Below are 4,416 nucleotides of genomic sequence, written 5' to 3' on the forward strand. Positions count from 1 at the left end.
CGCTGCTTTAGGGCCTTGTTATAAGAGGGCCAGTTGGTGATTTTAAAATTTTGTTTTGCCATGGAGACCTGATTTTGAAACAACTGTGGTGATCTGCTCCGATGATTACCCAAAAGTTCTATTTATTCAACAAAGCCCATCTGATGCTATTAATCCTGAATTACAGCTACGGGTAAAATACAAAGAGTGGCAAAGTTAAGCAGCGCTTTAGCTATGCAACCAACTTTGTCTTTGTGACGAAGGGGATAACCACATGTGACCGGGCGCTATGGGGAGATAACGCCCGATCGTATAGGACTACACGTGTTCTGACGACGCAGCCAGCGCCACCAACAATCGCTGGATATCCTGCGGCGTGGGTGTCTCACGGGTAAATAAAATGCGGTACATCAGGGGGGCAATAATGCGCTCAATGATCTGTTGCGCGCTGGCAGGTGCTTCCTGTCGCGCCAGGGCGCGCTCACGAATCACCTCCAACTGCTGCGTGGTGAAACCGGCACACTTGACCGAACTTTCATGCCCCGGCGTGCCCAACACATCGCGCAGCATCGCCCGGCCCGGCTCCGAGGCCATCTCTTCGATGTAAGTATTCAGCCAGATCTCAAGATCGCCGGTGAAAGAACCGGTGTCCTGCGGCTCGGCATCTGGACGCAGTTTTTCCACCGCTACATCGGCCAGCAGTTGGGGCAGATCCCCACAGCGCCGATAAAGCGTAGACGGTGTCACCCTCGCGCGTGTCGCAATGGCGGGAATGGTGAGCGCCTGGCGCCCCATCTCCTGTTCCAACTCGCGGACCGCCCGGTGAATCGCCGCCTGCACTCGTGCGCTGCGTCCCCCCGGCCGCACACCCTGTGTGATCGCCATCTGATACTCCTTGGTCGAACAAAAAACGTTTATTGACACCACTAAAGCAAAATATTTGCTTTAGTGGTGAAATCGCTGTAGCGTTGTTAACGCATAATATTAGCTTTTATACCACAGGACACGCCATGACGGTTATCAGCAATACCGTGATACGCGCCACACCCCGGCGCAATGCACTCGCACTACATTGCCTCACTCTGATAGCCTTTATGGCGGCCTCTAGCGTGCCGACACCGCTCTATCGGCTGTATCAGCACGATTGGGGATTTTCCGCGACGCTGCTTACTACTATCTTCGCCGCCTATGCCTTTGCCCTGCTGTGCGCCCTGCTGATCGCCGGTCGACTTTCCGACCACGTGGGGCGACGTCCGGTGATTGCTGCGGCGCTACTGCTTAACATAGTCGCCATGTTATGTTTTCTCTTTGCATCGCATCCTTATGGGCTTGTCATTTTGCGCATCGTGCAGGGCTTTGCGACCGGACTGGCAACCGCTGCGGTGGGTGCCGCTCTGCTGGATGTGCATCCCGAACGCGGTTCGCTGGTCAATAGCATTGCGCCGCTAACCGGTATGGCCGCTGGTGCTATGTTGAGCTGTGCCCTGCTGGTGTGTCAACCGGCACCGCTTCACAGCGGTTATCTGCTGCTGCTCGGCGAATTTGTGCTGCTGTTGATCGGTCTGGCGTGTACGCCGGAAACCGGACTGCTCCGCAACGGTGCCTGGGCCAGCCTGCGTCCTAGCGTTGCCGTACCCCCGCGGCCAGAACGGCATTTTGGCGTGTGATGCCGGGCAACGTTGCGGTATGGATGGTAGGCGGTTTCTATCTCTCGCTGATGCCCTCGTTACTGGCGCAAAATACGCCAGCGGTTTCCCCCTAGCTAAGCGGAATATCCGTCGCAGCCCTGACGCTAAGCGGTGCCGTGGCGATTCTTCTGGCACGGCGCACTGCCGCGACACCGACACTGCGTGCGGGCGCACTCTGCTTGATTGTAGGCATGACGCTGATGTTGTTCGCCGTCCATCGCGCCAGCACCGGTTGGCTGCTGGTGGGGGCATGCATTACCGGGCTGGGGTTTGGCATGGCATTCCTCGGCGCGCTACGTAGAGTACTTCCGCTGGCAAAGCCGCACGAACGAGCAGGCCTCACTGCCGTGTTCTACATCGAAAGCTACTTGGCAAACAGCGTACCCGCCATCATCGCAGGCTATCTGACGCAGCATTTGGAGTTGATCGACACCGCGTACATATACGGTGTCGTAATCCTTACGCTGGCGACGTTGACCATCGTGCTAGCGTTCATCCCGCGGTTAACAAAAGAAAAATAAAATTAACAAAATCATAATACTAAACAACTTGGCAGCATAAGATATAAAGAATTCGTCTTGCGATTTATCCCTGCAAAGCGAATGGTTATGGTCTACCTCTTTTGCGGAGAATATCCATGACCACATTATCCATATTCCAACTACCGCACACGGCACAACCCGCGGAGCAACTGGCCGCCTTTGATGATATCGCCGAGCTGCTCGCGGGTGCCGGAATCCAGCTCGAGCGTTGGGAGATTGGCTCGCTGCCCACAACGGCGGACGGTGACACCCTGCTCAGTCATTTTCAGCAGGATATCGAGCGCCTTAAACGGCAAGAGGGTTACACCGCCGCCGATGTGATACGCATTACGCCGGATCACCGCGACAAACAGGCGCTGCGTGAGAAGTTTTTACAAGAACATACCCACAGCGAAGATGAGGTACGTTTTTTTGTCACGGGAAGCGGCACGTTCTTCGTTCCGCTGGGCGACAAGGTGTTTCGTTTAACTTGCGAAGCGGGTGACCTGTTGCGTGTTCCGGCCAACATCCGCCACTGGTTTGACTGCAGCGCACAGCCGGATTTCACCGCCATCCGTATTTTCACTAATCCGGCAGGATGGGTGGGGCATTTCACCGGTCAGGAAACTTTCTATTAGTCTGCGCCGAGCAACATACACTCACAAAGAAGACCTTTCAGCTGGTGAGAAACGTCAACGCCACGCGACAATCAAGCGTGGCGTTTTCTGATAGCAACACCCCCGCCATTTACCTTATTGCTAACAAAACCCCTTCGGGCGAATCTGAAATGACGCAACGAGCACAGCATCGTTTTGGCAATGTTTAAAATTCATGCACGTACGCTCTCTATACTGTCCCCGGATTTTTCAGGCGGATTTAACATGATGAAATGTACTATCGCGGGCACCTGTTACGTCGGGTTGTCGAACGCAGTGCTATTGGCCCAGCACAATCAGGTGGTGGCTCTCGACGTTATCGAACACAGATTGGCACTTTTAAACCAGAACGTGTCGCCGATTGTTGATAAATATATTGACCATTATCTCAAGGAAAAACCGCTCAATCTGGTGGCTACAACGGATAAACAGTTGGCCTATCAGGACGCGGATATCGTGATTATCGCCACGCCGACCAACTACGATACCATCACCAATGCGTTCGATACCCAGTCGATTGAATCCGTGGTGCAGGATGTGTTATCCATCAACTCAGATGCGCTTATCGTCATAAAATCAACGGTTCCCGTGGGATACACTCAACAACTGCGGTGCACCTTTGCCACGGATAATATTATTTTCTCTCCCGAATTTCTGCGCGAGGGAAAAGCGCTGCACGACAATCTCTACCCTTCACGCATTGTCATTGGAGAACGCTCGCCGCGCGCAGGTCGTGTATTCAATGAGTTGATGTAGCATCAAACGTAGTACTCGCGTTCGATGTAAGTACCGATGATCCTATCGTGCATTTCGGATGATTTTGAATATCCGAGCGTCTTGTGATTGAGCCGTTGCAATCGGTTACGCAGTGTCAGATGCGCACGCTCAATACGCTGTGTATACAGCTTACTAACAATGTGTTTTACTTTTGGAAGTTCGTCGTTGTAAGCCCTGTAGCCATCCGTGTTTGCATGACTGACGACGGTAACGCTGATGGCCACTTTTGCCATAACCGTGTTTTTTCACACGAGATGTCTGTTCACAAAACGGGCATCTTACATCAACTTTAGCCACTGTATTCCACATCCAAAACCGGACATTTCACACTGCAATCAACATATTGAATACACGACCGCGCGCAGAACGCTTTGCCGCCTTGCTACTGCAAGGGGCAATCAAGAAAACGGTGCCAGTGCTCTACACCGATGCCACGGAAGCGGAGGCCATCAAGCTGTTCGCCGATACCTATCTCGCCATGCGCGTCGCCTATTTCAAAGAACTCGATAGCTATGCACAGATGCATACGCTGGATAGCAGACAGATTATTGAAGGGGTCGGGTTAGATCCGCGTATCGGCTCGCATTACAACAACCCGTCATTTGGTTATGGCGGCTATTGTTTGCCCAAAGACACCAAGCAATTGTTAGCCAATTATGTGTATTAGTCGCGACTAGATCTGACACTGGACCTTGAAAGGTTGAGAGTTACCGGTTTTGATATGGGTGTCTAATCCTTAAACAAAACGCGAGGTAACTCTCATGCTTCATACTAACAATCCCATTATCAAACACA

Annotated in this window: 4 protein-coding genes and 3 pseudogenes; 5 read left to right on the top strand and 2 right to left on the bottom strand. The window is 52.6% G+C overall.

What is annotated here, in order from left to right:
- Positions 1–297: 297 nt before the first annotated feature.
- Positions 298–864: a TetR-like C-terminal domain-containing protein gene (locus QZ506_RS11185; protein WP_291971108.1), complete on the bottom strand. Its 567-nt coding sequence runs from the start codon at positions 862–864 to the stop codon at positions 298–300.
- 125 nt (positions 865–989) lie between these two features.
- Here QZ506_RS11185 and QZ506_RS11190 point away from each other — a divergent pair, with 125 nt between their 5' ends.
- The 4 genes and pseudogenes from QZ506_RS11190 to QZ506_RS11205 all read left to right on the top strand — a co-directional run.
- Positions 990–1,646, top strand: a complete 657-nt coding sequence (locus QZ506_RS11190; RefSeq protein ID WP_291971110.1) for an MFS transporter — start codon at positions 990–992, stop codon at positions 1,644–1,646.
- 137 nt (positions 1,647–1,783) lie between these two features.
- Positions 1,784–2,188 carry a hypothetical protein gene (locus QZ506_RS11195; RefSeq protein WP_291971112.1) on the top strand — a complete coding sequence of 135 codons (405 nt, stop codon included), beginning with the start codon at positions 1,784–1,786 and terminating at the stop codon, positions 2,186–2,188.
- A 116-nt stretch (positions 2,189–2,304) separates the two neighbouring features.
- Positions 2,305–2,826 carry a cupin domain-containing protein gene (locus QZ506_RS11200; RefSeq protein WP_291971114.1) on the top strand — a complete coding sequence of 174 codons (522 nt, stop codon included), beginning with the start codon at positions 2,305–2,307 and terminating at the stop codon, positions 2,824–2,826.
- A 246-nt stretch (positions 2,827–3,072) separates the two neighbouring features.
- Positions 3,073–3,579: pseudogene (locus QZ506_RS11205) on the top strand (hypothetical protein); the annotation flags it as partial.
- Between the two features lie 23 nt (positions 3,580–3,602).
- Here QZ506_RS11205 and QZ506_RS11210 read toward each other — a convergent pair.
- A pseudogene (locus tag QZ506_RS11210) lies at positions 3,603–3,918 on the bottom strand (IS1 family transposase).
- Positions 3,919–3,979: 61 nt separating this feature from the next.
- On the opposite strand from QZ506_RS11210, the pseudogene QZ506_RS11215 reads away from it, so the two are divergent.
- A pseudogene (locus QZ506_RS11215) lies at positions 3,980–4,279 on the top strand (UDP-glucose 6-dehydrogenase); the annotation flags it as partial.
- Between the last annotated feature and the right edge of the window lie 137 nt (positions 4,280–4,416).

The sequence above is a fragment of the Candidatus Symbiopectobacterium sp. genome (assembly GCF_020054415.1).
GTDB lineage: Bacteria > Pseudomonadota > Gammaproteobacteria > Enterobacterales > Enterobacteriaceae > Symbiopectobacterium.

Coding starts and splice junctions, on each gene's coding strand:
- QZ506_RS11185 (WP_291971108.1), bottom strand. CDS start 864: ATGGCGATCACACAGGGTGTGCGGCCGGGGGGACGCAGCGCACGAGTG.
- QZ506_RS11190 (WP_291971110.1), top strand. CDS start 990: ATGACGGTTATCAGCAATACCGTGATACGCGCCACACCCCGGCGCAAT.
- QZ506_RS11200 (WP_291971114.1), top strand. CDS start 2,305: ATGACCACATTATCCATATTCCAACTACCGCACACGGCACAACCCGCG.